Origin of the sequence: Nocardioides alcanivorans, assembly GCF_021555175.1 — a bacterium.
Lineage (GTDB): Bacteria > Actinomycetota > Actinomycetes > Propionibacteriales > Nocardioidaceae > Nocardioides > Nocardioides alcanivorans.
Genome location: NZ_JAKGRW010000036.1, coordinates 1 through 23,245, shown reverse-complemented (window position 1 = coordinate 23,245; position 23,245 = coordinate 1). Strand labels below are relative to the sequence as shown.

Genomic DNA, 23,245 nt, shown 5'->3' with positions numbered 1-23,245 from the left:
ATGCCGGAGAGGCCGCCCGCGCAGATGCGCGAACGGCCTCTCCGAAGGTCGTGCCGGCTACCTCACGCAGCGGCGCAGGCAGCGACCCAGCGCGCCAATGCCCCCGCAGCGGCCCCGGAGTCGATCGCCTCGGCGGCGCGTTCCATCCCGACGGCGACCGACTCGTTCAGATCGTCGAGGTCACCACCGTGCACGGCGAGGGCCGCACCGGCGTTGAGCAGTACGGCGTCGCGCACCGGGCCGGTCTCGCCCGCGAGCACCCGGCGTACGACGTCGGCGTTGTGGGTGACGTCGCCACCCCTCAGGTCCTCGGCGGTCGCCGGGGCCAGGTCGAACTTCGCCGGGTCGATGACCGCGGGACGGACGTCGCCACCCTGCACCACCCAGACTCGGGAGGTCGTGGTGGTGGTGAGCTCGTCGAGTCCGTCGTCACCGCGGAAGACCAAGGCGTCGACGCCACGGACGGCGAAGACGCCCGCGAGCACCTCGGCCATCCTGAGGTCGGCGCAGCCGATCGCCTGGGCGGCCGGACGCGCCGGGTTGGCCAGCGGTCCGAGGAAGTTGAAGAACGTGGCGATGCCCAGCTCCGAGCGGGTCGCACCGGCGAAGCGCAACGCGGCGTGGAAGACCGGGGCGAAGCAGAAGGTGATACCTGCCTGCTCGGCCACCTCCTCCACCTGAGCGGGTTGGAGGTCGAGACGCACCCCGAGGTGCTCGAGCACGTCGGCAGAGCCAGCCTTCGACGACGCCGAGCGATTGCCATGCTTGACCACGAGCGCACCAGCGCCGGCGGCCACGACCGAGGACATCGTGGAGATGTTGACCGAGAACGATCGGTCGCCACCGGTGCCGACGATGTCGAGGCCGCGCCCGGGGACCGAGAGCGGGGTCGCCTTCTCGAACATCGCGTCGATGAGGCCACGCACCTCCTCGACCGTCTCGCCCTTGCTGCGCAGCGCCACCGCGAACCCGGCGATCTGCGACGGGCTCGCCTCCCCACCGAGGATCTCGCCCATCGCCCACGCGGCCTCGCCGGCAGAGATGTCCCTGCCGTTGACGAGGTCGGTGAGCAGTTGCGGCCAGGCCGTGCTCATCGGGCGGGCACGCCGGGACGCAGCACGTTGACCACGGCCTCAGCCAACTGCAGCGGGTCGATCGGGTGCGGAACCGCTGCCTCGGCCCGCGACCAGGTCGCCAGCCACGCGTCCTGGGGGCGGCCGGTCAGCACCACGACGGGTGGGCACCGATAGATCTCGTCCTTGAGCTGCTTGGCGATGCCCATTCCCCCGGCGGGCACGGCCTCGCCGTCGAGGATCACGAGATCGATCTTGCCCGAATCCATGTGCTGGATGACGACCGGCTCGGTCGCCACCTCGACGTACTCGAACTCCGGGAGATCAGGGTGCGGACCCCGCCCGAGGGCGAGGATCACCTGCTCTCGCGTGTTGACGTCGTCGCTGTAGACCAGGACCCGAAGGCGTGCAGCAGTGGAGTCACTCACGATTCGATCGTAGCCCCACCGGCGCTCGATGGGCGGTCGGGTTCGCTCAACGGTGCGTCACCGGTTCGTTCGGCAGCCGCTCGAACCGGTTCGGGCTCCGCTCCACCCTGCTCCGTGGTCACCTGGGCCGCGAGGCGCGCCTCCTCGCGGTCGAGAGCACGGTCGACCTGCTTGGCCTCCTGCATCGACTGCCTGACCCACTGCACGAACAACGTCGCGAAGAAGAGCAGTCCGATCGCGTCGCCCGAGGCCCACAGGATCGCGCCGGCCAGGTTCTGGTCGTCGGCCATCGAGGGCAGCCACGACCCCATCGGTCCGTCCCGCAACGCGCTGTAGTGCTCCTCGCCGATGATCGTCTCCTGCCCCATGATCGTGATGCCGAGGAACGCGTGGAAGGGCAACGTCAGCAGCAGGAGGAGCAACCGCAAGGGATAGGTCACCCGGCCCGGCACCGGGTCCACCCCGAGGAGCGGCCAGAAGAACAGCGTGCCGATCAGCACCAGGTGGACGTGCATCATCTGGTGCACGTACGTCGAGTCGAGCGACGCGTCGTACCAGCCGGTGAAGTAGAGCGCCCAGGGCGACAGGACATAGAGCGCCAGGGTCAGCGGCGCGAAGGAGAGCACCTTCGCGACGCGGGAGTGGACGACGGCGAGCAACCACTTCTTCGGACCCGAGCGGGTCCCACCCGGCAGGGTGCGCAGCGCGAGCGTCACCGGCGCCCCGAGCGCGAGCGCGAGCGGCACCCACATGGAGAGCACCATGTGCTGGACCATGTGCGTGCTCAGCAGCACGGTGTCGTACATCGCCACGCCACCTTGGGTCGCAAGGAAGAAGCCACCCATGCCGAGCACCACGAACGAGATGGTGCGGCCGATCGGCCACGAGTCCCCCCGGCGCTTCAACACGCTGACGCCGTAGAGATAGAGACCGGTGACCCAGACGCCGGCGATGAACAGGAACGGGTCGATGGCCCAGTCGGTCACCGCTCGGGACCACGTCCATTCAGGGAGGTAGTCGGAGGTCGGAGAGGCGGTGATCTGGAGCGTTCGAAGCACAGTGTGAACTTTATGACGCCCTCAAACCGGGGGTCGGGGTGCCCTCGACAACCGATACGTACATAATGAGGCCCGTGGCGACTGCAACTGCGATTCCGGCGTCCCGTCTTCACGGGCATCACGACCGTCCCAGCATGGTCAGCGTGGGAACGATCATCTGGCTCTCGAGCGAGCTGATGTTCTTTGCTGCGCTGTTTGCGTGCTATTTCACCATTCGGGCCCAAAGCCCGGACCTGTGGGCGAGCCAGACCGAGCTCCTGAACATCCCGTTCTCGACCGTGAACACCACGATCCTCGTGCTCTCCTCGGTCACCTGCCAGCTCGGCGTCTTCGCTGCCGAGCGCGGCCAGGTCGGCCGCTCGGGCAACCTGTTCCAGGTGAACAAGTGGGGTCTGCGTGAGTGGTTCATCCTCACGTTCATCATGGGCGCGATCTTCATCGGTGGACAGGCGACTGAGTACGCCGAGCTGGTCCACCACGGCGTGACGCTCTCGTCCAATGCCTACGGCTCGGTGTTCTACCTGACCACTGGCTTCCACGGACTCCACGTCACCGGCGGTCTGATCGCCTTCCTCTTCGTGCTCGGCCGCACCTACGTGGCGCGCAAGTTCACGCACGAGCAGGCGATCAGCGCGGTCGTCGTGTCGTACTACTGGCACTTCGTCGACGTGGTGTGGATCGGCCTCTTCGCGACCATCTACCTCATCAAGTAGCACCAGACCGTCAAGATCAAGGATTGATTCCGTGCGTTTCCTGAACCGCTCCGCAGGCCGGCTGTCGCGTCATCGCCGCAGCCGCTTGGCGGGCCTCCTGGTCATGCTGCTGGGCTTGCTCTTCATGGGCGGCCTCTACCAGGTCGTGCTCTCCCCTCCAACGCGGACACCCAGACCAAGTCCGACGAAGAGCTGATCCAGGAGGGCCGCGAGCTCTTCCTGGTCGGCTGCTCCTTCTGCCACGGGCAGAACGGCGAGGGCATCAACTCCGACGATGGCCAGTACGGCCCGTCGCTGGTGGGTGTCGGTGGCGCAGCCGCCGACTTCCAGCTCACCACCGGCCGTATGCCGATGCAGACCCCCGGACAGCAGGCTCCCTCGAAGACTCCGGTCTACAGCCAGGACGAGATCGCTGCCCTGACGGCCTACATCAGCTCGCTCGGCGCCGGCCCCGACGTGCCCACCGCGGCCCAGTACGACATCGACAAGTACGGCCTCAGCGCCGACGAGCGTCGTCAGGCCGTCGTCGACGGCGGACAGCTCTTCTTGACCAACTGCACCGCCTGCCACAACTTCGATGGTTCGGGTGGCGCCATGCCGTGGGGCAAGTACGCCCCCAGCCTCAAGTCGACCAGCAAGAAGAACCTCTACCAGGCGATGCTCACCGGCCCGCAGCAGATGCCGGTCTTCTCCGACGAGGTGCTCACGTCCAAGGACAAGGCATCGATCATCGCCTACCTGGACTCCATCGGCGAGGAGCCCCAGCACGGCGGCTTCGGCCTCGGTGGTCTGGGCCCGGTCAGCGAGGGCATGTTTGCCTGGCTGTTCGGCATCGGTGGTCTGGTCGGCTTCGCCTACTGGATCGCGGCCCACTCCACTCGTTCCACCAAGACCAAGTCCAGTGAGGGGACGCAAGCGTGACCGACCAGACCGACAACCTCCCGGTCGAGGAACCGATCCCCAACCCGGGGCTGCCCGAGCACGAGTGGCGCCCCACTGATGTCGACCCGGCCGCTGAGAAGCGCGCCGAGCGACAGGTTGCGACCTTCTTCCTGCTCTCCGTGGTGTCCGCGCTCGCGTTCTGCGTCGCCTACTTCACGATCGAGCCCGGCGACACCTTCATGGGCATGGGCGCGATGAACGTCGCGCTCGGCCTGAGCCTCGGCTTCGCGCTGCTCTTCATCGGCATCGGCATCATCCAGTGGGCACGCAAGCTCATGGGCGACCACGAGATCTCCGAGCAGCGTCACCCGGCCGCGTCCTCCGAGGAGGACCGCGCCGCCACGATCGCTGCCCTCCAGCAGGGCCTCGAGGAGTCCGGCATCGGCCGCCGCCCCTTGGTGCGCAACACCATGCTGCTCGCTCTCGGTGTCGTCGGCCTGCCCCTGATCGTGGGCCTGCGCGACCTCGGCCCGCTGCCGGGCAAGAAGCTCGAGAGCACGGTGTGGAAGCGCGGCACCCGGATCGTCAACGACGTCACCGGCCGCTGGATCCGACCGAGCGACCTCGAGGTCGGCCAGCTGGTCAACGCGGAGCCCGAGGGCCTCGTGAACCCCCTGGACGCCGAGCACCTCGCCGGCCTCGAGGAGCGTGGCATCGAGCACCTCGAAGGCGTCGACCTGCAGGTCGCCAAGGCCAAGGCCTCGGTCATCATGGTTCGCATGGAGCCGAAGGACATCACCGAGGAGACCCAGAACTGGGGTCACGAGGGCATCCTCTGCTACTCCAAGATCTGCACCCACGTGGGTTGCCCGATCGCCCTGTGGGAGCAGCAGACGCACCACCTGCTGTGCCCGTGCCACCAGTCCACCTTCGACCTCGGTGACCGGGGTCGGGTCGTGTTCGGCCCGGCTGCTCGCCGGCTGCCGATGCTGCCGATCGAGGTCGACGAGGACGGCTACCTGGCTGCGCGCAGTGACTTCCTCGAGCCCGTGGGCCCGAGCTACTGGGAGCGCAACTCACCCTCCTACTGGGAAAAGCAGGAGAAGAAGTTCTTTGAGGAGGAGGCTGCCAAGTGAGCACCCAGAACGTGGCATCCACCAACGGCAAGACGGCCACCTCGGCCGGCAAGCCGGGTCGCGGTGCCCGCACCGTCGGTTGGGCTGACGAGCGCCTCGGCCTCGCCGGCCTGGCCAAGAAGAACCTCCGCAAGGTCTTTCCGGACCACTGGTCCTTCATGCTGGGCGAGATTGCTCTCTGGAGCTTCGTCGTCCTGCTGCTGAGCGGCGTGTTCTTGACCTTCTGGTTCCGCCCCTCGATGGCGGAAGTCGAATACATGGGCACCTACGAGCAGTTCCGTGGCCTGCACATGTCGGAGGCCTTCGCCTCCACCCTCGACATCTCGTTCGACGTCCGCGGCGGACTGATGATGCGTCAGATGCACCACTGGGCAGCCATGCTGTTCATCGCATCGATGCTCGTCCACATGATGCGCGTGTTCCTCACCGGCGCATTCCGCAAGCCCCGTGAGATCAACTGGGTCATCGGTGGCCTGCTGATCCTGCTCGGCATCGTCGAAGGATTCTCGGGCTACTCACTGCCCGACGACCTGCTCTCCGGCACCGGTCTACGTATCGCCCAGGGCCTCGTGCAGTCGACTCCGGTGCTCGGCACCTACATGTCGTTCTTCATGTTCGGTGGCGAGTTCCCGGGCGACGCGATCGTGCCGCGTCTCTACATGGCACACATCCTGCTGCTGCCGGCGTTGATCCTGGCGCTCATCGCTGCCCACATGCTGCTGCTCGTCTACCACAAGCACACGCAGTGGCCTGGCCCCGGTCGTACCGAGGAGAACGTCGTCGGCTACCCGATGCTCCCGGTCTACGCAGCCAAGGCGGGCGGCTTCTTCTTCATCGTGTTCGGCTGGTCCGCCTTCATGGGTGGTCTGATGACGATCAACCCGGTGTGGAAGTACGGCCCCTACGACCCGACCAAGGTCACCGCCGGTTCGCAGCCGGACTGGTACATGGGTCTGGCCGAGGGCACCCTGCGCATCATGCCCGGGTGGGAGTCCCACTTCCTCGGCGTCACGCTGTCGTGGAACATCCTGATCCCCGGCATGGTCGCGCCGATGGCACTGCTGGCCATGGTGCTCGCCTGGCCGTTCCTCGAGGCCTGGGTGACTGGCGACAAGCGGGAGCACCACCTGCTCCAGCGTCCGCGCAACGCCCCAACCCGTACGGCGTTCCTCGTCGCGATGATGACCCTCTACGGCCTGTTGTGGATCGGCGGCGGCAACGACGTCCTCGCCGTGCTGTTCAACCTCAACCTCAACCACATCACGTGGTTCCTGAGGGCGGCCATCTTCATCATCCCGCCGCTGGTGTTCATCTGGATCAGGCGTTGGTGCATCTCGCTCCAGCGTCACGACAACGAGATGCTGCTCCACGGCTATGAGAGCGGAATCATCATGCGCTCCCCCGAGGGTGGTTACAGCGAGCGTCACCTGCCGCTCTCCGACGACCACGCCTACAAGCTCACGGCCCGCGACCGCGACGAGGTCTACGACTCCGCCAAGGACGTCGACGCCAACGGCGTCGCCGCCCCGGGTGGTCGCGGCACGGCACTTCGCGAGAAGCTCTCCAAGAGCATGTTCGCGGACAACGTGCAGAAGCCGACCGCAGAGGAGCTCGAGGAGGCACGGCACCACGCCGCGCACGAGCACGAGCTCGAAGCCGGTCTCGACCACCCCGCCGACGGACACCAGTTCGACGGTCGTGGTCCGGTCGAGGGTGACGAACTCCGACACTGACCTCGTGTCCATGATCGTTGGCCCCGGAGCAGCTGCTCCGGGGCCAACGGCCATTTCACAGCGAAGTCGCTGCTCTTGCGCGCCGAGATGGCAGTTGTTGTTGCTCCCCGGGTTGGCGGAATTCCTCCGCGCGTACGGGTGTTCACCATCTGATCAAGTTTTCAATCTCAGCCTCCGGAGGTCTCCATGCATGCCCCGCTGCAGTTCGGTCTCGACACGTTCGGCGACGTGACCGTCGACCTCGACGGCGCACTGCTCCCCCAGCACCAGGTGATCCGCAACATCGTCGAGCAGGCCGTGCTCGCCGACCAGCTGGGCATCGACGCCTTCGGCGTGGGCGAGCACCACCGCGACGACTTCGCGGTGACCTCACCTGACGTCGTCCTCGCAGCCGCAGCATCACGGACCTCGCGGATCCTGCTCGGCACGGCGGTCACCGTGCTCAGCTCCGATGACCCGATCCGCGTCTACGAGCGCTTCGCCACCTTGGACGCCGTCTCCGCCGGCCGTGCCGAGGTCACCCTGGGTCGTGGCTCCTTCACCGAGTCCTTCCCGCTCTTCGGGCTGGATCTGGGCGACTACGAACGCCTCTTCGAGGAGAAGCTCGATCTCTTTGCGAAGCTCCGCTCCGAGGGGGAGATCTCTTGGCAGGGCACCGTGCGGGCGCCGCTCCAGCCCACCCACGTCTATCCCAAGACCGAGCGGGGCAGCCTGCCGACCTGGATCGGGGTGGGTGGCTCGCCGGAGTCCGTCGTCCGCGCAGCACGGCACGGCCTGCCGATGATGCTCGCGATCATCGGGGGTGACCCGGCCCGCTTCACGCCCTACGTCGAGCTCTACCGTCGCGCGCTCTCCGAGCTGGACCGGCCCGACCTCCCCGTGGGCGTGCACTCCCCGGGTTCATCGCTGCCTCCGACGATGCCGCCCGTGAACTGCTCCACCCGCACTTCGTGGCCAACCGCAATCGCATCGGGGCCGAGCGAGGCTGGGCCCCCACCACGCGCGCACAGTACGACGCGGAGATCGACCACGGCTCGCTCTATGTCGGGTCCCCTGAGACCGTGGCCCAGAAGATCGCCGGCACGGTGCGCGCCCTCGGGTTGCAGCGCTTCGACCTCAAGTACAGCAACGGACCGATGCCTCACGAGCAGCTCATGGAGAGCATCCGGCTCTACGGCACCGAGGTGATCCCGCGGGTCCGGGAGATCCTGGCGGGCTGAAGCCGGCCCCTTGACCGCGGATCACGCCAGGGCGGAACCCTGCTTCCACTCCTTGAAGGGCAGGTTCCAGTCGCCGTAGCCGTTCTCCAGCGTCATGGGGCGGTCGGTGCCGGTGTATTCGACCACGTCGCCGCGCTGCGTCATGTCATAGAGGATGGCGGCGTCGGCCGTGCTCATGCCCGTGCACCCGTGGGAGACGTTGGCGCTCCCCTGCGAGCCCACCGACCACGGCGCTGCGTGGATGAACTCACCCGAGTAGGTCAGCCGCATCGCATACTCGACGTTGTCGATGTCGTAGTACTCCGAGCTGCCCTGGTTGATCCCCACGGTCTCCGAGCGCATTCGCCGGGTGCGGAACTTCTCCATGATCACCTTGGTTCCGGAGCGGGTGATGAACCCGTCCTTGCCCGTCGTGATCGGGAAGGTGTGCGCCAGCTCGCCGTTGGTGAAGACCTGCATCTGGTGCGTCCGCGCGTCGACCTTGGTGACGTGGGCGTCGCCCACCGCGAACTCCACCGTGCGCGACTCCTGACCGTAGAGTCCGTCTCCAGCCGGCACGCTGTTGACGTCGGCGTTCACCGTCACCTTCGTGCCCGGCTTCCAGTAGCTCTTCGGGCGCCAGTGCACCTCCGTGTCGGAGATCCAGCGCCATGACCCCTTCTGCGCCGGGGTGCTCTCCACCGCGAGATGTTCCTCGATCGATCGGCGGTCGCCGATGGGCAGGTCGAAGGTGACGACAACAGGCATTCCGACCCCGACGGTCTCGCCCTGCAGCGGCGCCACGGACGGATAGACCTGCTGGTCGAGGGTCAGCTCCTCGGTGTTGAAGCGTCTCCTGACGCTCTGCTGCCCACCGTCCGCGTCGCGCACCTCTGCCGTGACGACGTACGACGTGCCCGGCTCGAGCCGCTCGGTGGCGGTCCACGAGGTGCTGTCGTCCGCCAGGTCGCCCGCGACGTCTGCGCCATCGACGGAACGCAACCGCACCGAGGTGAGGCTGCCTCCGGACACGTCTACGTCGACGAGCGTGTCGACAGGCGCGAGTGCCTTCTTCTTGACGTTGAACACCACGTCCACCTGTTCGGCGGCGCTCTCCCCTGGCTGTCGCCTCCGGGCCCTCCGCGTTCACCGGAGGAGCCGTCGGTGTCGCTCTGGCAGGCCGCCAGGAAGGAGCTCGCGAGGACGAACGAGGTCGCCAGGACGGCAGCACGGCGTACCCGCCGGATCGGCAACGACATGGGACTCCCCGTAGGACGTGGTTGGGACGAACTGCCACAGGGTAGCGCCCGAACCGAAACAATTCGGCCCCGCCACGAGGAACGTGACGGGGCCGAAGCGATGGATCAACCGATCAGTGGGCGAACTCTCCGCGGTAGTACTCGAAGACCCAACCGATGACCGTCAGCAGGCCCAGGAGGAACCCGATGATGACCAGCCACCACAGCGCCAAGGCCACGGCGAAGGTGCACAGCGCGAAGGTCAGGGCGACCCACAGCGGCCACCACGAGTAGGGCGGGAAGAAGCCCAGCTCACCGGCGCCGTCGGCGATCTCGCCGTCCTTGCGGTCCTCGGGACGCGGCTCCATCTTGGCAGCGTGGAAACCGAGGTAGAGGGCGATCATGATGACCAGCAGGGCGGTCATGACCAAGGCGGTCGTGCCGACCCAGTCACCCCCTGCTCGTTCATCGCGTCGGTGACGAACCAGTAGGCAGGCGCGACCAGCACGAAGAAGATGCCACAGGTCACGAAGAGCCAAGTTTCAGCCTTCATCAGTTGTTGTCCTCCGTGCGCTCGTCCAACATCTCCTGGCGACCCTCGACGTTGGGAGCGTCAGCCAGTCCGCCCTCTCGCTCGGCGTCGTTCTGGGCCAGCTCCAGCGCAGCAATCTCCGGGTGGTGCAGGTCGAACGCCGGCGACTCCGAACGGATGCGCGGGATCGACTCGAAGTTGTGGCGCGGGGGCGGGCAGCTGGTGGCCCACTCCAGGGAGCGGCCCCAGCCCCACGGGTCGTCCACGACGACCTTCGGGCCCTTGCTCGAGACATAGACGTTGTAGAGGAACGGCAACGTCGAGGCCGCGAGCAGGAAGGCACCCACCGTGGAGAACTGGTTGAGGAACGTGAAGCCGTCGTCCGGCAGGTAGTCGACGTAACGACGCGGCATGCCCTCGACGCCCAGCCAGTGCTGCACGAGGAACGTGGCGTGGAAGCCGACGAAGAGCAGCCAGAAGTGGATCTTGCCCAGTCGCTCGTCGAGCATCTTGCCCGTCATCTTCGGCCACCAGAAGTAGAAGCCGGCGAACATCGCGAACACCACCGTGCCGAACACCACGTAGTGGAAGTGCGCCACCACGAAGTAGGAGTCGGAGACGTGGAAGTCGAGCGGGGGCTCGCCAGGATGACGCCCGTCAGACCACCGAAGAGGAAGGTCGTGAGGAAGCCGATCGACCACAGCATCGGCGTGTCGAACGACAGCGAGCCGCCCCACATCGTGCCGATCCAGTTGAAGAACTTCACACCGGTCGGGACGGCGATCAGGAAGGTCATGCCGGAGAAGAACGGCAGGTTGACCTCACCGGTCACGAACATGTGGTGGGCCCACACCGCGATCGAGAGGATCGCGATGCCCAGGGTCGCGCCGACCAGGCCGACGTAACCGAAGATGGGCTTGCGGGAGAAGACCGGGAGGATCTCCGTCACGATGCCGAAGAACGGCAACGCGATGATGTAGACCTCTGGGTGTCCGAAGAACCAGAACAGGTGTTGCCACAGGATCGCGCCACCGTGTTCGGCAGCGAAGATCTGGGCATCGAAGAGCCGGTCCACCTCGAGGGACAGCAGCGCGCCACCGAGGATCGGGAAGGCGATGAGCACCAGGATGCTGGTGATCAGGGTGTTCCACACGAACAGCGGCATCCGGAACATGGTCATGCCGGGGGCACGCATGCAGATGATCGTGGTGATGAAGTTGACCGCACCCAAGATGGTGCCGATTCCAGCCATCCACAGACCCATGATCCACAGGTCCCCACCGATGCCGGGGGAACGCAGTGAGCTGGAGAGCGGTGCGTAGCCGAACCAGCCGAAGCTTGCCGCACCCTCCGGGGTGAGGAAGCCGGAGGCCGCGATCAGACCACCGAACAGGAACAGCCAGTAGCTGAACATGTTGAGTCGCGGGAAGGCGACGTCGGGGGAACCGATCTGGATCGGCATGATCACGTTGGCGAAACCGAAGAACAGCGGTGTCGCGAAGAGCAGCAGCATGATCGTGCCGTGCATCGTGAACAGCTGGTTGTAGGTCTCGTCGCTGACGAACTGGTTGCCCGGGAAGGCAAGTTCGGAACGGATGACCAGGGCCATCAGGCCGCCCAGCAGGAACCAGGCGAACGAGGTGGTGAGGTACATCTTGCCGATCAGCTTGTGATCGGTGGTGGTCAGCAGGCGCATGACCTGCTGGCCGAGCGGCTTGCGACCGGTTTCTTCGCTGGTCGCGGGAGTAGCCGTGGCGGTCACTCTTCGCCTCCCTCACTGTCGTGGGCGTCGGCCAGGCCGCGCTGGGTGATGGCGTCGGAGCCACCCAGGAGCGGTTCGTCGGCCGAGTAGCCGGCCGCCTTCTGGTCGGCCAGGTATTGCTGGTAGTCGGCGTCGCTGACGACCTTCACGTTGAAGAGCATGCGCGAGTGGTAGGTGCCGCAGAGCTCAGCACACTTGCCCTTGAAGTCGCCGAGCTTGGTGGTGGTCACCTGGAAGTGGTTGCGGTCGTTGCCCTCCTGGCCCGGGATGACGTCCATCTTCATGAGGAAGCCGGGGATCCAGAAGGAGTGGATGACGTCGGGCGAGGACAACCGGAACTCGATGGTCTTGTCGACCGGGAGCACCAGGGTCGGGATCTTGGAGGCGGTTCCGCCTTCGTAGATCACCGGACCGCCGGTCTCGGCGTCACCGTCGGAGTGGTTGAACGTCCACGACCACTGCTGGGCCACGACCTCGACCATGACATCGGGGTCCTTGTCCTCGAGCACCTTGTCCTGCACGGTGACGGTCCAGTAGAAGAACACGACCACGGCAAAGACGGGCACGACGGTGTAGAGAACCTCGAGCGGCAGGTTGTAACGGGTCTGGACGGGGATCTCGTCCTCGCTACGACGGCGGTAGGCCGCGACGCACCAGAAGATCAGGCCCCACACCAGCACACCTGTGATGAGCAGTGCGATCCACGCCCACTTCCACAGGTCAGCGATGTGGACAGCCTGTTCGGTGCCCGGGGAATTGGCGGGCATGGCCCAACGCTTGGCCTGGGCCTTGTCCTCGGCGTTGCACGCGCCGAGCAAAAGGAGGGTGAGACCAAGCGCCAAACCCAAGCCCAGATGTTGGGCACGCTTGGGGAGTTTCAGACCCACGAACGAGCCTCTCTCTCGAACTGCACGGATAGACCGAACAGTAACGGACGTCGGCCGGGCAGTGCCTAGCAGGTCGGTGGGGACCTGTGGATCATGGGTCTGTGGATGGCTGGAATCGGCACCATCTTGGGTGCGGTCAACTTCATCACCACGATCATCTGCATGCGTGCCCCCGGCATGACCATGTTCCGGATGCCGCTGTTCGTGTGGAACACCCTGATCACCAGCATCCTGGTGCTCATCGCCTTCCCGATCCTCGGTGGCGCGCTGCTGTCCCTCGAGGTGGACCGGCTCTTCGATGCCCAGATCTTCGCTGCCGAACACGGTGGCGCGATCCTGTGGCAACACCTGTTCTGGTTCTTCGGACACCCAGAGGTCTACATCATCGCGTTGCCGTTCTTCGGCATCGTGACGGAGATCCTCCCGGTCTTCTCCCGCAAGCCCATCTTCGGTTACGTCGGCCTGGTCGGCGCGACCCTGGGCATCGCGATCCTCTCGATCGCGGTGTGGGCCCACCACATGTTCGTGACCGGTGAGGTCAACCTGCCGTTCTTCTCCGGCATGACCTTCCTGATCGCCGTCCCGACCGGTGTGAAGTTCTTCAACTGGATCGGCACGATGTGGGGCGGCTCGCTGTCGTTCGACACGCCGATGCTGTGGTCGATCGGCTTCCTCACGACCTTCCTCTTCGGTGGTCTGACGGGCGTCATCCTGGCGAGCCCCCGCTCGACTTCCACGTCTCCGACTCCTACTTCGTGGTGGCGCACTTCCACTACGTGGTGTTCGGCACGGTGGTGTTCGCGATGTTCGCCGGCTTCTACTTCTGGTGGCCGAAGATGACGGGCAAGATGCTCGACGAGCGACTGGGCAAGATCCACTTCTGGCTGCTCTTCGTCGGCTTCCACGCCACGTTCCTCGTGCAGCACTGGCTGGGCGTCGAGGGCATGCCGCGTCGTTACGTCGACTACCTGCCGGACGACGGCTTCACGTTCCTCAACCAGTTCTCCACGGTGGGTGCCTTCCTGCTCGCGGCCTCGACGTTGCCGTTCCTCTACAACGTCTATGTCTCGAGCAAGGGCCCGAAGGTCGTCGTGGACGACCCGTGGGGCTGGGGCCGCTCCCTGGAGTGGGCCACCAGCTGCCCGCCCCCGCGCCACAACTTCGAGTCGATCCCGCGCATCCGTTCGGAGTCGCCGGCGTTCGACCTGCACCACCCGGAGATTGCTGCGCTGGAGCTGGCCCAGAACGACGCCGAGCGAGAGGGCGGACTGGCTGACGCTCCCAACGTCGAGGGTCGCCAGGAGATGTTGGACGAGCGCACGGAGGACAACAACTGATGAAGGCTGAAACTTGGCTCTTCGTGACCTGTGGCATCTTCTTCGTGCTGGTCGCGCCTGCCTACTGGTTCGTCACCGACGCGATGAACGAGCAGGGGGTGACTGGGTCGGCACGACCGCCTTGGTCATGACCGCCCTGCTGGTCATCATGATCGCCCTCTACCTCGGTTTCCACGCTGCCAAGATGGAGCCGCGTCCCGAGGACCGCAAGGACGGCGAGATCGCCGACGGCGCCGGTGAGCTGGGCTTCTTCCCGCCCTACTCGTGGTGGCCGCTGTGGGTCGCCCTGACCTTCGCGCTGTGCACCTTCGCCGTGGCCTTGGCGCTGTGGTGGCTGGTCATCATCGGGTTCCTCCTGGGCCTGCTGACGGTCATCGGTTGGGTCTTCGAGTACTACCGCGGAGAGTTCGCCCACTGATCGGTTGATCCATCGCTTCGGCCCCGTCACGTTCCTCGTGGCGGGGCCGAATTGTTTCGGTTCGGGCGCTACCCTGTGGCAGTTCGTCCCAACCACGTCCTACGGGGAGTCCCATGTCGTTGCCGATCCGGCGGGTACGCCGTGCTGCCGTCCTGGCGACCTCGTTCGTCCTCGCGAGCTCCTTCCTGGCGGCCTGCCAGAGCGACACCGACGGCTCCTCCGGTGAACGCGGAGGGCCCGGAGGCGACAGCCAGGGGAGAGCGCCGCCGAACAGGTGGACGTGGTGTTCAACGTCAAGAAGAAGGCACTCGCGCCTGTCGACACGCTCGTCGACGTAGACGTGTCCGGAGGCAGCCTCACCTCGGTGCGGTTGCGTTCCGTCGATGGCGCAGACGTCGCGGGCGACCTGGCGGACGACAGCACCTCGTGGACCGCCACCGAGCGGCTCGAGCCGGGCACGTCGTACGTCGTCACGGCAGAGGTGCGCGACGCGGACGGTGGGCAGCAGAGCGTCAGGAGACGCTTCAACACCGAGGAGCTGACCCTCGACCAGCAGGTCTATCCGTCCGTGGCGCCGCTGCAGGGCGAGACCGTCGGGGTCGGAATGCCTGTTGTCGTCACCTTCGACCTGCCCATCGGCGACCGCCGATCGATCGAGGAACATCTCGCGGTGGAGAGCACCCCGGCGCAGAAGGGGTCATGGCGCTGGATCTCCGACACGGAGGTGCACTGGCGCCCGAAGAGCTACTGGAAGCCGGGCACGAAGGTGACGGTGAACGCCGACGTCAACAGCGTGCCGGCTGGAGACGGACTCTACGGTCAGGAGTCGCGCACGGTGGAGTTCGCGGTGGGCGACGCCCACGTCACCAAGGTCGACGCGCGGACGCACCAGATGCAGGTCTTCACCAACGGCGAGCTGGCGCACACCTTCCCGATCACGACGGGCAAGGACGGGTTCATCACCCGCTCCGGAACCAAGGTGATCATGGAGAAGTTCCGCACCCGGCGAATGCGCTCGGAGACCGTGGGGATCAACCAGGGCAGCTCGGAGTACTACGACATCGACAACGTCGAGTATGCGATGCGGCTGACCTACTCGGGTGAGTTCATCCACGCAGCGCCGTGGTCGGTGGGCTCGCAGGGGAGCGCCAACGTCTCCCACGGGTGCACGGGCATGAGCACGGCCGACGCCGCCATCCTCTATGACATGACGCAGCGCGGCGACGTGGTCGAATACACCGGCACCGACCGCCCCATGACGCTGGAGAACGGCTACGGCGACTGGAACCTGCCCTTCAAGGAGTGGAAGCAGGGTTCCGCCCTGGCGTGATCCGCGGTCAAGGGGCCGGCTTCAGCCCGCCAGGATCTCCCGGACCCGCGGGATCACCTCGGTGCCGTAGAGCCGGATGCTCTCCATGAGCTGCTCGTGAGGCATCGGTCCGTTGCTGTACTTGAGGTCGAAGCGCTGCAACCCGAGGGCGCGCACCGTGCCGGCGATCTTCTGGGCCACGGTCTCAGGGGACCCGACATAGAGCGAGCCGTGGTCGATCTCCGCGTCGTACTGTGCGCGCGTGGTGGGGGCCCAGCCTCGCTCGGCCCCGATGCGATTGCGGTTGGCCACGAAGTGCGGGTGGAGCAGTTCACGGGCGGCATCGTCGGAGGCAGCGATGAACCCGGGGAGTGCACGCCCACGGGGAGGTCGGGCCGGTCCAGCTCGGAGAGCGCGCGACGGTAGAGCTCGACGTAGGGCGTGAAGCGGGCCGGGTCACCCCCGATGATCGCGAGCATCATCGGCAGGCCGTGCCGTGCTGCGCGGACGACGGACTCCGGCGAGCCACCCACCCCGATCCAGGTCGGCAGGCTGCCCCGCTCGGTCTTGGGATAGACGTGGGTGGGCTGGAGCGGCGCCCGCACGGTGCCCTGCCAAGAGATCTCCCCCTCGGAGCGGAGCTTCGCAAAGAGATCGAGCTTCTCCTCGAAGAGGCGTTCGTAGTCGCCCAGATCCAGCCCGAAGAGCGGGAAGGACTCGGTGAAGGAGCCACGACCCAGGGTGACCTCGGCACGGCCGGCGGAGACGGCGTCCAAGGTGGCGAAGCGCTCGTAGACGCGGATCGGGTCATCGGAGCTGAGCACGGTGACCGCCGTGCCGAGCAGGATCCGCGAGGTCCGTGATGCTGCGGCTGCGAGGACGACGTCAGGTGAGGTCACCGCGAAGTCGTCGCGGTGGTGCTCGCCCACGCCGAAGGCGTCGATGCCCAGCTGGTCGGCGAGCACGGCCTGCTCGACGATGTTGCGGATCACCTGGTGCTGGGGGAGCAGTGCGCCGTCGAGGTCGACGGTCACGTCGCCGAACGTGTCGAGACCGAACTGCAGCGGGGCATGCATGGAGACCTCCGGAGGCTGAGATTGAAAACTTGATCAGATGGTGAACACCCGTACGCGCGGAGGAATTCCGCCAACCCGGGGAGCAACAACAACTGCCATCTCGGCGCGCAAGAGCAGCGACTTCGCTGTGAAATGGCCGTTGGCCCCGGAGCAGCTGCTCCGGGGCCAACGATCATGGACACGAGGTCAGTGTCGGAGTTCGTCACCCTCGACCGGACCACGACCGTCGAACTGGTGTCCGTCGGCGGGGTGGTCGAGACCGGCTTCGAGCTCGTGCTCGTGCGCGGCGTGGTGCCGTGCCTCCTCGAGCTCCTCTGCGGTCGGCTTCTGCACGTTGTCCGCGAACATGCTCTTGGAGAGCTTCTCGCGAAGTGCCGTGCCGCGACCACCCGGGGCGGCGACGCCGTTGGCGTCGACGTCCTTGGCGGAGTCGTAGACCTCGTCGCGGTCGCGGGCCGTGAGCTTGTAGGCGTGGTCGTCGGAGAGCGGCAGGTGACGCTCGCTGTAACCACCCTCGGGGGAGCGCATGATGATTCCGCTCTCATAGCCGTGGAGCAGCATCTCGTTGTCGTGACGCTGGAGCGAGATGCACCAACGCCTGATCCAGATGAACACCAGCGGCGGGATGATGAAGATGGCCGCCCTCAGGAACCACGTGATGTGGTTGAGGTTGAGGTTGAACAGCACGGCGAGGACGTCGTTGCCGCCGCCGATCCACAACAGGCCGTAGAGGGTCATCATCGCGACGAGGAACGCCGTACGGGTTGGGGCGTTGCGCGGACGCTGGAGCAGGTGGTGCTCCCGCTTGTCGCCAGTCACCCAGGCCTCGAGGAACGGCCAGGCGAGCACCATGGCCAGCAGTGCCATCGGCGCGACCATGCCGGGGATCAGGATGTTCCACGACAGCGTGACGCCGAGGAAGTGGGACTCCCACCCGGGCATGATGCGCAGGGTGCCCTCGGCCAGACCCATGTACCAGTCCGGCTGCGAACCGGCGGTGACCTTGGTCGGGTCGTAGGGGCCGTACTTCCACACCGGGTTGATCGTCATCAGACCACCCATGAAGGCGGACCAGCCGAACACGATGAAGAAGAAGCCGCCCGCCTTGGCTGCGTAGACCGGGAGCATCGGGTAGCCGACGACGTTCTCCTCGGTACGACCGGGGCCAGGCCACTGCGTGTGCTTGTGGTAGACGAGCAGCAGCATGTGGGCAGCGATGAGCGCCAGGATCAACGCCGGCAGCAGCAGGATGTGTGCCATGTAGAGACGCGGCACGATCGCGTCGCCCGGGAACTCGCCACCGAACATGAAGAACGACATGTAGGTGCCGAGCACCGGAGTCGACTGCACGAGGCCCTGGGCGATACGTAGACCGGTGCCGGAGAGCAGGTCGTCGGGCAGTGAGTAGCCCGAGAATCCTTCGACGATGCCGAGCAGGATCAGCAGGCCACCGATGACCCAGTTGATCTCACGGGGCTTGCGGAATGCGCCGGTGAGGAACACGCGCATCATGTGGACGAGCATCGATGCGATGAACAGCATGGCTGCCCAGTGGTGCATCTGACGCATCATCAGTCCGCCGCGGACGTCGAACGAGATGTCGAGGGTGGAGGCGAAGGCCTCCGACATGTGCAGGCCACGGAACTGCTCGTAGGTGCCCATGTATTCGACTTCCGCCATCGAGGGGCGGAACCAGAAGGTCAAGAACACGCCGCTCAGCAGCAGGACGACGAAGCTCCAGAGAGCAATCTCGCCCAGCATGAAGGACCAGTGGTCCGGAAAGACCTTGCGGAGGTTCTTCTTGGCCAGGCCGGCGAGGCCGAGGCGCTCGTCAGCCCAACCGACGGTGCGGGCACCGCGACCCGGCTTGCCGGCCGAGGTGGCCGTCTTGCCGTTGGTGGATGCCACGTTCTGGGTGCTCACTTGGCAGCCTCCTCCTCAAAGAACTTCTTCTCCTGCTTTTCCCAGTAGGAGGGTGAGTTGCGCTCCCAGTAGCTCGGGCCCACGGGCTCGAGGAAGTCACTGCGCGCAGCCAGGTAGCCGTCCTCGTCGACCTCGATCGGCAGCATCGGCAGCCGGCGAGCAGCCGGGCCGAACACGACCCGACCCCGGTCACCGAGGTCGAAGGTGGACTGGTGGCACGGGCACAGCAGGTGGTGCGTCTGCTGCTCCCACAGGGCGATCGGGCAACCCACGTGGGTGCAGATCTTGGAGTAGCAGAGGATGCCCTCGTGACCCCAGTTCTGGGTCTCCTCGGTGATGTCCTTCGGCTCCATGCGAACCATGATGACCGAGGCCTTGGCCTTGGCGACCTGCAGGTCGACGCCTTCGAGGTGCTCGATGCCACGCTCCTCGAGGCCGGCGAGGTGCTCGGCGTCCGGGGGTTCACGAGGCCCTCGGGCTCCGCGTTGACCAGCTGGCCGACCTCGAGGTCGCTCGGTCGGATCCAGCGGCCGGTGACGTCGTTGACGATCCGGGTGCCGCGCTTCCACACCGTGCTCTCGAGCTTCTTGCCCGGCAGCGGGCCGAGGTCGCGCAGGCCCACGATCAGGGGCAGGCCGACGACACCGAGAGCGAGCAGCATGGTGTTGCGCACCAAGGGGCGGCGGCCGATGCCGGACTCCTCGAGGCCCTGCTGGAGGGCAGCGATCGTGGCGGCGCGGTCCTCCTCGGAGGACGCGGCCGGGTGACGCTGCTCGGAGATCTCGTGGTCGCCCATGAGCTTGCGTGCCCACTGGATGATGCCGATGCCGATGAAGAGCAGCGCGAAGCCGAGGCTCAGGCCGAGCGCGACGTTCATCGCGCCCATGCCCATGAAGGTGTCGCCGGGCTCGATCGTGAAGTAGGCGACGCAGAACGCGAGCGCGGACACCACGGAGAGCAGGAAGAAGGTCGCAACCTGTCGCTCGGCGCGCTTCTCAGCGGCCGGGTCGACATCAGTGGGGCGCCACTCGTGCTCGGGCAGCCCCGGGTTGGGGATCGGTTCCTCGACCGGGAGGTTGTCGGTCTGGTCGGTCACGCTTGCGTCCCCTCACTGGACTTGGTCTTGGTGGAACGAGTGGAGTGGGCCGCGATCCAGTAGGCGAAGCCGACCAGACCACCGATGCCGAACAGCCAGGCAAACATGCCCTCGCTGACCGGGCCCAGACCACCGAGGCCGAAGCCGCCGTGCTGGGGCTCCTCGCCGATGGAGTCCAGGTAGGCGATGATCGATGCCTTGTCCTTGGACGTGAGCACCTCGTCGGAGAAGACCGGCATCTGCTGCGGGCCGGTGAGCATCGCCTGGTAGAGGTTCTTCTTGCTGGTCGACTTGAGGCTGGGGGCGTACTTGCCCCACGGCATGGCGCCACCCGAACCATCGAAGTTGTGGCAGGCGGTGCAGTTGGTCAAGAAGAGCTGTCCGCCGTCGACGACGGCCTGACGACGCTCGTCGGCGCTGAGGCCGTACTTGTCGATGTCGTACTGGGCCGCGGTGGGCACGTCGGGGCCGGCGCCGAGCGAGCTGATGTAGGCCGTCAGGGCAGCGATCTCGTCCTGGCTGTAGACCGGAGTCTTCGAGGGAGCCTGCTGTCCGGGGGTCTGCATCGGCATACGGCCGGTGGTGAGCTGGAAGTCGGCGGCTGCGCCACCGACACCCACCAGCGACGGGCCGTACTGGCCATCGTCGGAGTTGATGCCCTCGCCGTTCTGCCCGTGGCAGAAGGAGCAGCCGACCAGGAAGAGCTCGCGGCCCTCCTGGATCAGCTCTTCGTCGGACTTGGTCTGGGTGTCCGCGTTGGAGGGGAGAGCACGACCTGGTAGAGGCCGCCCATGAAGAGCAAGCCCAGCAGCATGACCAGGAGGCCCGCCAAGCGGCTGCGGCGATGACGCGACAGCCGGCCTGCGGAGCGGTTCAGGAAACGCACGGAATCAATCCTTGATCTTGACGGTCTGGTGCTACTTGATGAGGTAGATGGTCGCGAAGAGGCCGATCCACACCACGTCGACGAAGTGCCAGTAGTACGACACGACGACCGCGCTGATCGCCTGCTCGTGCGTGAACTTGCGCGCCACGTAGGTGCGGCCGAGCACGAAGAGGAAGGCGATCAGACCGCCGGTGACGTGGAGTCCGTGGAAGCCAGTGGTCAGGTAGAACACCGAGCCGTAGGCATTGGACGAGAGCGTCACGCCGTGGTGGACCAGCTCGGCGTACTCAGTCGCCTGTCCACCGATGAAGATCGCGCCCATGATGAACGTGAGGATGAACCACTCACGCAGACCCCACTTGTTCACCTGGAACAGGTTGCCCGAGCGGCCGACCTGGCCGCGCTCGGCAGCGAAGACGCCGAGCTGGCAGGTGACCGAGGAGAGCACGAGGATCGTGGTGTTCACGGTCGAGAACGGGATGTTCAGGAGCTCGGTCTGGCTCGCCCACAGGTCCGGGCTTTGGGCCCGAATGGTGAAATAGCACGCAAACAGCGCAGCAAAGAACATCAGCTCGCTCGAGAGCCAGATGATCGTTCCCACGCTGACCATGCTGGGACGGTCGTGATGCCCGTGAAGACGGGACGCCGGAATCGCAGTTGCAGTCGCCACGGGCCTCATTATGTACGTATCGGTTGTCGAGGGCACCCCGACCCCCGGTTTGAGGGCGTCATAAAGTTCACACTGTGCTTCGAACGCTCCAGATCACCGCCTCTCCGACCTCCGACTACCTCCCTGAATGGACGTGGTCCCGAGCGGTGACCGACTGGGCCATCGACCCGTTCCTGTTCATCGCCGGCGTCTGGGTCACCGGTCTCTATCTCTACGGCGTCAGCGTGTTGAAGCGCCGGGGGGACTCGTGGCCGATCGGCCGCACCATCTCGTTCGTGGTGCTCGGCATGGGTGGCTTCTTCCTTGCGACCCAAGGTGGCGTGGCGATGTACGACACCGTGCTGCTGAGCACGCACATGGTCCAGCACATGGTGCTCTCCATGTGGGTGCCGCTCGCGCTCGCGCTCGGGGCGCCGGTGACGCTCGCGCTGCGCACCCTGCCGGGTGGGACCCGCTCGGGTCCGAAGAAGTGGTTGCTCGCCGTCGTCCACTCCCGCGTCGCGAAGGTGCTCTCCTTCGCGCCGCTGACCCTGGCGCTCTATGTCCTGTCGCCCTGGGCGCTCTACTTCACCGGCTGGTACGACGCGTCGCTCGACTCGACGTACGTGCACCAGATGATGCACGTCCACCTGGTGCTGATCGGCACGCTGTTCTTCTGGCCGCTCCTCGGGGTGGACCCGGTGCCGGGCCGGGTGACCTATCCCTTGCGGTTGCTCCTCCTGCTGCTGACGTTGCCCTTCCACGCGTTCCTCGGCATCACGATCATGGGGCAGGAGACGATCATCGGCGAGGAGCACTACAGCGCGTTGCGGGACGGACCGATGGGGTCGTGGCTGCCCTCGATGGCCGACGACCAGAACCTGGCCGGCGCGATCCTGTGGGCCTCGGGCGACGCGATCGGACTGCTCTTCTTCGCGACGTTGTTCGTGCAGTGGGTCAGGCAGTCGATGCAGGAGGCCAAGCAGGTCGACCGTGCTCTCGACCGCGAGGAGGCGCGCCTCGCGGCCCAGGTGACCACGGAGCAGGGTGGAGCGGAGCCCGAACCGGTTCGAGCGGCTGCCGAACGAACCGGTGACGCACCGTTGAGCGAACCCGACCGCCCATCGAGCGCCGGTGGGGCTACGATCGAATCGTGAGTGACTCCACTGCTGCACGCCTTCGGGTCCTGGTCTACAGCGACGACGTCAACACGCGAGAGCAGGTGATCCTCGCCCTCGGGCGGGGTCCGCACCCTGATCTCCCGGAGTTCGAGTACGTCGAGGTGGCGACCGAGCCGGTCGTCATCCAGCACATGGATTCGGGCAAGATCGATCTCGTGATCCTCGACGGCGAGGCCGTGCCCGCCGGGGGAATGGGCATCGCCAAGCAGCTCAAGGACGAGATCTATCGGTGCCCACCCGTCGTGGTGCTGACCGGCCGCCCCCAGGACGCGTGGCTGGCGACCTGGTCGCGGGCCGAGGCAGCGGTTCCGCACCCGATCGACCCGCTGCAGTTGGCTGAGGCCGTGGTCAACGTGCTGCGTCCCGGCGTGCCCGCCCGATGAGCACGGCCTGGCCGCAACTGCTCACCGACCTCGTCAACGGCAGGGACATCTCTGCCGGCGAGGCCGCGTGGGCGATGGGCGAGATCCTCGGTGGGGAGGCGAGCCCGTCGCAGATCGCCGGGTTCGCGGTGGCGCTGCGCAGCAAGGGCGAGACGGTCGAGGAGGTGCGTGGCCTCATCGACGCGATGTTCGAGAAGGCGACCCCGCTCTCGGTCCCCGGGCGCGGCCTCGACATCGTCGGCACCGGTGGCGACCGATCGTTCTCGGTCAACATCTCCACGATGTCCTCGGTCGTGGCCGCCGGCGCTGGTGCGCTCGTGGTCAAGCATGGCAATCGCTCGGCGTC

The 23,245-nt window shown here is 66.3% G+C and carries 23 protein-coding genes and 4 pseudogenes; 13 read left to right on the top strand and 14 right to left on the bottom strand.

The window, feature by feature from the left end:
- Nucleotides 1–62: 62 nt before the first annotated feature.
- Genes trpD through L1066_RS17330 form a run of 3 tightly spaced genes read right to left on the bottom strand, consistent with a single transcriptional unit; the run spans nt 63 to nt 2,559 of the window.
- Entirely contained in the window at nt 63–1,094 is a 1,032-nt protein-coding gene (trpD, locus tag L1066_RS17340) for an anthranilate phosphoribosyltransferase (protein ID WP_235737485.1), read from the bottom strand.
- Nucleotides 1,091–1,501, bottom strand: coding sequence for an Rv3143 family two-component system response regulator (locus tag L1066_RS17335; RefSeq protein ID WP_235737477.1), 411 nt, complete (start codon nt 1,499–1,501; stop codon nt 1,091–1,093). The genes trpD and L1066_RS17335 overlap by 4 nt, the downstream gene beginning before the upstream one ends.
- Nucleotides 1,498–2,559: a cytochrome c oxidase assembly protein gene (locus L1066_RS17330; protein WP_235737478.1), complete on the bottom strand. Its 1,062-nt coding sequence runs from the start codon at nt 2,557–2,559 to the stop codon at nt 1,498–1,500. The genes L1066_RS17335 and L1066_RS17330 overlap by 4 nt, the downstream gene beginning before the upstream one ends.
- 134 nt (nt 2,560–2,693) lie before the next feature.
- Here L1066_RS17330 and ctaE (L1066_RS17325) point away from each other — a divergent pair, with 134 nt between their 5' ends.
- The 6 genes from ctaE (L1066_RS17325) to L1066_RS17305 all read left to right on the top strand — a co-directional run bounded on the left by ctaE (L1066_RS17325) (nt 2,694) and on the right by L1066_RS17305 (nt 8,211).
- Nucleotides 2,694–3,272, top strand: coding sequence for an aa3-type cytochrome oxidase subunit III (gene ctaE, locus L1066_RS17325; protein ID WP_249224989.1), 579 nt, complete (start codon nt 2,694–2,696; stop codon nt 3,270–3,272).
- A 31-nt stretch (nt 3,273–3,303) separates the two neighbouring features.
- Nucleotides 3,304–3,468 carry a hypothetical protein gene (locus L1066_RS29190; protein ID WP_446499915.1) on the top strand — a complete coding sequence of 55 codons (165 nt, stop codon included), beginning with the start codon at nt 3,304–3,306 and terminating at the stop codon, nt 3,466–3,468.
- The gene (gene qcrC, locus L1066_RS17320) at nt 3,465–4,193 is read left to right on the top strand and encodes a cytochrome bc1 complex diheme cytochrome c subunit (RefSeq protein WP_446499917.1); all 729 of its coding nucleotides are present in this window, start codon (nt 3,465–3,467) and stop codon (nt 4,191–4,193) included. Before L1066_RS29190 ends, qcrC (L1066_RS17320) begins: the two co-directional genes overlap by 4 nt.
- Entirely contained in the window at nt 4,190–5,290 is a 1,101-nt protein-coding gene (gene qcrA / locus L1066_RS17315) for a cytochrome bc1 complex Rieske iron-sulfur subunit (RefSeq protein WP_235737484.1), read from the top strand. The genes qcrC (L1066_RS17320) and qcrA (L1066_RS17315) overlap by 4 nt, the downstream gene beginning before the upstream one ends.
- Nucleotides 5,287–7,023, top strand: coding sequence for a cytochrome bc1 complex cytochrome b subunit (qcrB, locus tag L1066_RS17310; protein ID WP_235737480.1), 1,737 nt, complete (start codon nt 5,287–5,289; stop codon nt 7,021–7,023). Before qcrA (L1066_RS17315) ends, qcrB (L1066_RS17310) begins: the two co-directional genes overlap by 4 nt.
- A 186-nt stretch (nt 7,024–7,209) precedes the next feature.
- Nucleotides 7,210–8,211, top strand: coding sequence for an LLM class flavin-dependent oxidoreductase (locus L1066_RS17305; RefSeq protein WP_235737481.1), 1,002 nt, complete (start codon nt 7,210–7,212; stop codon nt 8,209–8,211).
- A gap of 53 nt (nt 8,212–8,264) precedes the next feature.
- Here the strand turns inward: L1066_RS17305 and L1066_RS17300 are convergent, their stop codons facing one another.
- From L1066_RS17300 to ctaC, 5 genes and pseudogenes are all read right to left on the bottom strand, one after another.
- Nucleotides 8,265–9,311, bottom strand: coding sequence for a L,D-transpeptidase (locus L1066_RS17300; protein ID WP_235737482.1), 1,047 nt, complete (start codon nt 9,309–9,311; stop codon nt 8,265–8,267).
- A gap of 283 nt (nt 9,312–9,594) precedes the next feature.
- Nucleotides 9,595–9,885: a cytochrome c oxidase subunit 4 gene (locus tag L1066_RS17295; RefSeq protein ID WP_312008127.1), complete on the bottom strand. Its 291-nt coding sequence runs from the start codon at nt 9,883–9,885 to the stop codon at nt 9,595–9,597.
- Nucleotides 9,882–10,013 (bottom strand): aa3-type cytochrome oxidase subunit IV, encoded by a 132-nt coding sequence (ctaF, locus tag L1066_RS27940; protein WP_312008129.1) that lies wholly within the window; start codon nt 10,011–10,013, stop codon nt 9,882–9,884. Before ctaF (L1066_RS27940) ends, L1066_RS17295 begins: the two co-directional genes overlap by 4 nt.
- Nucleotides 10,013–11,688, bottom strand: a pseudogene (gene ctaD, locus L1066_RS17290) (aa3-type cytochrome oxidase subunit I). The gene ctaF (L1066_RS27940) and the pseudogene ctaD overlap by 1 nt, the downstream one beginning before the upstream one ends.
- Nucleotides 11,689–11,750: 62 nt before the next feature.
- Nucleotides 11,751–12,602: an aa3-type cytochrome oxidase subunit II gene (gene ctaC, locus L1066_RS17285; RefSeq protein WP_235737483.1), complete on the bottom strand. Its 852-nt coding sequence runs from the start codon at nt 12,600–12,602 to the stop codon at nt 11,751–11,753.
- Between the two features lie 111 nt (nt 12,603–12,713).
- Between ctaC and L1066_RS17280 the strand changes: the two are divergent.
- The 4 genes and pseudogenes from L1066_RS17280 to L1066_RS17270 form a co-directional block, all read left to right on the top strand.
- A pseudogene (locus L1066_RS17280) lies at nt 12,714–13,978 on the top strand (cytochrome c oxidase subunit I); the annotation flags it as partial.
- Complete coding sequence (gene ctaF, locus L1066_RS27935; RefSeq protein ID WP_312008129.1) at nt 13,978–14,109, top strand: aa3-type cytochrome oxidase subunit IV; 132 nt, start codon at nt 13,978–13,980, stop codon at nt 14,107–14,109. The pseudogene L1066_RS17280 and the gene ctaF (L1066_RS27935), both read left to right, overlap by 1 nt.
- Entirely contained in the window at nt 14,106–14,396 is a 291-nt protein-coding gene (locus tag L1066_RS17275) for a cytochrome c oxidase subunit 4 (RefSeq protein WP_312008127.1), read from the top strand. Before ctaF (L1066_RS27935) ends, L1066_RS17275 begins: the two co-directional genes overlap by 4 nt.
- Before the next feature lie 283 nt (nt 14,397–14,679).
- Nucleotides 14,680–15,726, top strand: coding sequence for a L,D-transpeptidase (locus L1066_RS17270; protein ID WP_235737482.1), 1,047 nt, complete (start codon nt 14,680–14,682; stop codon nt 15,724–15,726).
- Nucleotides 15,727–15,779: 53 nt separating this feature from the next.
- On the opposite strand, the gene L1066_RS17265 is transcribed toward L1066_RS17270, so the two are convergent.
- The 6 genes and pseudogenes from L1066_RS17265 to ctaE (L1066_RS17245) form a co-directional block, all read right to left on the bottom strand.
- Complete coding sequence (locus L1066_RS17265; protein WP_235737481.1) at nt 15,780–16,781, bottom strand: LLM class flavin-dependent oxidoreductase; 1,002 nt, start codon at nt 16,779–16,781, stop codon at nt 15,780–15,782.
- Between the two features lie 186 nt (nt 16,782–16,967).
- Nucleotides 16,968–18,704 (bottom strand): cytochrome bc1 complex cytochrome b subunit, encoded by a 1,737-nt coding sequence (gene qcrB / locus L1066_RS17260; RefSeq protein WP_235737480.1) that lies wholly within the window; start codon nt 18,702–18,704, stop codon nt 16,968–16,970.
- Nucleotides 18,701–19,800: pseudogene (qcrA, locus tag L1066_RS17255) on the bottom strand (cytochrome bc1 complex Rieske iron-sulfur subunit). Before qcrA (L1066_RS17255) ends, qcrB (L1066_RS17260) begins: the two are co-directional and overlap by 4 nt.
- Nucleotides 19,797–20,522, bottom strand: a complete 726-nt coding sequence (gene qcrC, locus L1066_RS17250; protein ID WP_446499916.1) for a cytochrome bc1 complex diheme cytochrome c subunit — start codon at nt 20,520–20,522, stop codon at nt 19,797–19,799. Before qcrC (L1066_RS17250) ends, qcrA (L1066_RS17255) begins: the two are co-directional and overlap by 4 nt.
- Entirely contained in the window at nt 20,522–20,686 is a 165-nt protein-coding gene (locus L1066_RS29185; RefSeq protein ID WP_446499915.1) for a hypothetical protein, read from the bottom strand. The genes qcrC (L1066_RS17250) and L1066_RS29185 overlap by 1 nt, the downstream gene beginning before the upstream one ends.
- Nucleotides 20,687–20,717: 31 nt before the next feature.
- Entirely contained in the window at nt 20,718–21,296 is a 579-nt protein-coding gene (gene ctaE / locus L1066_RS17245) for an aa3-type cytochrome oxidase subunit III (protein WP_249224989.1), read from the bottom strand.
- Between the two features lie 134 nt (nt 21,297–21,430).
- Between ctaE (L1066_RS17245) and L1066_RS17240 the strand changes: the two genes are divergently transcribed.
- The 3 genes and pseudogenes from L1066_RS17240 to L1066_RS17230 form a co-directional block, all read left to right on the top strand.
- Nucleotides 21,431–22,492, top strand: a complete 1,062-nt coding sequence (locus L1066_RS17240; protein ID WP_235737478.1) for a cytochrome c oxidase assembly protein — start codon at nt 21,431–21,433, stop codon at nt 22,490–22,492.
- Nucleotides 22,489–22,899 (top strand): Rv3143 family two-component system response regulator, encoded by a 411-nt coding sequence (locus tag L1066_RS17235; protein WP_235737477.1) that lies wholly within the window; start codon nt 22,489–22,491, stop codon nt 22,897–22,899. Before L1066_RS17240 ends, L1066_RS17235 begins: the two co-directional genes overlap by 4 nt.
- Nucleotides 22,896–23,245 (top strand): annotated as a pseudogene (locus L1066_RS17230) (anthranilate phosphoribosyltransferase); the annotation flags it as partial. The gene L1066_RS17235 and the pseudogene L1066_RS17230, both read left to right, overlap by 4 nt.